This window comes from Myroides sp. NP-2 (assembly GCF_014145665.1).
Classification (GTDB): domain Bacteria; phylum Bacteroidota; class Bacteroidia; order Flavobacteriales; family Flavobacteriaceae; genus Flavobacterium.
Map to the genome: position 1 here is coordinate 1 of NZ_JACHTD010000035.1, position 1,974 is coordinate 1,974.

General features: G+C 38.3%; 2 protein-coding genes. Both read right to left on the reverse strand.

What is annotated here, in order from left to right:
* Nucleotides 1-223 precede the first annotated feature (223 nt).
* Nucleotides 224-1,321 (reverse strand): IS91 family transposase, encoded by a 1,098-nt coding sequence (locus H4K35_RS15455; RefSeq protein WP_182628801.1) that lies wholly within the window; start codon nucleotides 1,319-1,321, stop codon nucleotides 224-226.
* On the reverse strand, nucleotides 1,300-1,974 hold a 675-nt coding region (locus H4K35_RS15460; protein WP_220497705.1), incomplete at its 5' end, for a tyrosine-type recombinase/integrase. The genes H4K35_RS15460 and H4K35_RS15455, both read right to left, overlap by 22 nt.

Consider the following 1,974-nt stretch of genomic DNA (forward strand, 5'->3'; position numbering starts at 1 on the left):
AATAACTAAGCTTTCGTCTTGCCCGCAGGGCATGAGATGAAAGCCCGTTGAACGGAACCGTAGGAAGCTAATAAAGTATTATGGAGTTGTCGAAGTGTGACTTTAAGATATACGAGCAGTAATTTTAGGATTACTGCTTTTTTTGTGGTTGAAGTTGTGCTGTTTCAATCGTTTTTTGTTGTTTTTCAATTCAACCAAACACAAGTTCCCTTACCCGTAAAAATTAATTCACAGAAGCAAGTGTATTTCCGATAAGATACGCTTTCGGTGGTCCTCTTTGCCCAAAAACATGCAAGGTGAATAGATTACCAACTTTACAACAATAGCATTTTTTATGTTGCGTTTCGGGTTCAATTATTGGGCGTACAACATTTAACTCTTTTTGTAATTGTTGGAGCTTTCCACGTTTCCAACTGCTACTTACTATTCCGTAATGTCGGATGCGTACAAAACGTTTGGGTAAAATATGTAAGCTAAATCGCCTTGTAAATTCTTCGTTTTTTAAGGTGAGTTGCTTGGTTTTACTTCCGTCTTTATAATCTTTATAATTAATAGTAACTTCTTGTTCGGTTATGTTCTTTATCCGATGATTGCTTATCGCAACCTTGTGCGTATATCTGCCTAAATATTCGATTACTTGCTTTGGCCCACCAAAAGGTCGTTTGGCATAAACCACCCAATTTTTATCAAATAAACTTTGCAAAACATGAGCATCGGCAAGCTTTTCTTTACGTAACAATGCTACATATTTGGCCCGAAAAACCTTACTCAAAGCTTTTACTGCAAACAAATATTTATCGGTTTTTATCTTGCGTTTCCAATTGCCATTTGCTCCAATTCCCCCACCTGGAATAATGCAGTGCAAGTGCGGATGCAAACTTAAATTTTGTCCCCATGTATGCAGAATGGCGATCATTCCTAATTGCAATCCTTCCGTTTTTCCAAATTGAGACAACGTAGCCCAAGTTGCTTCAAATAGTATTCTATACATGATTTGAGGATGCGAGATGGCTAAACCATTAAGCGTATCAGGCAAGGTGAACACCAAATGATAATACGAACAAGGTAATAAATCTTGTTCGCGAGCCTGAATCCATTCTTCGCGTTTGTGTCCTTGACATTTGGGACAATGCCTGTTTCTGCAACTGTTGTAACTGATGCTGATGTTTCCGCAAGAATCACAAGCATCTACATGTCCGCCCAAAGCAGATGTTCTGCATAAAGTCAACGCTCGGAGTGTTTTCTCCTGATGAATGGTGAAGCTTTGATGAGATAAATCAACCTTCCGAAGCACATCGGCTATTTCCCACTGCGGCTGCATAAAGCAAAAACGGTATCTAATGGACTGTGTATTTTTTGATTTTCGAGCTGACAAACGTGCAAATATTCCATCGTAGTTTCGATACGCTCGTGTCCCATGAGTTTCTGAACCTGAAGAATATTCACTCCATCTTCTAACAAATGCGTAGCGTAGCTGTGGCGCAACGTGTGCGTATGCACGTCTTTTAAAATTCCAGCTTTTTTACAAACCGATTGAATCACCCATTGAACCCCACGTTGGCTGTATCGCGAATCAAATCCTTTGGCATCTTTGGTGTTGCCTGTAAATAAAAATGTGGTCGGATGTTCAATTGAAATATATTTTTTAATTCCTCGAATAAGATGATCAGAAAGAGGAACATAACGATCTTTTTTGCCTTTGCTTTGAACGATATGAAGCAATTTTCGATCAAAATCTAAGTGTTTCAATTCAATATTTCGAACTTCCATACAACGCAGACCACAACCATAAATCAAACCAATTAAAATGCGATGTTTAAGTAAATCGGCATGTTGAAGCATTTTCCAAATTTCTTCTCGACTTAGTATTACGGGGAGTTTTTTTTCTTTAGGAATCGAGGGTAAATGAAGGTAATCGTACGGAAGATTTTCGGTTTTTAATAGAAAGCGTAATCCGTAAACCGTGTGTTTAAA

Excerpts from the sequence above, each read along its gene's own strand:
- H4K35_RS15455 (WP_182628801.1), bottom strand. The coding sequence starts at position 1,321 with ATGCAGCCGCAGTGGGAAATAGCCGATGTGCTTCGGAAGGTTGATTTA.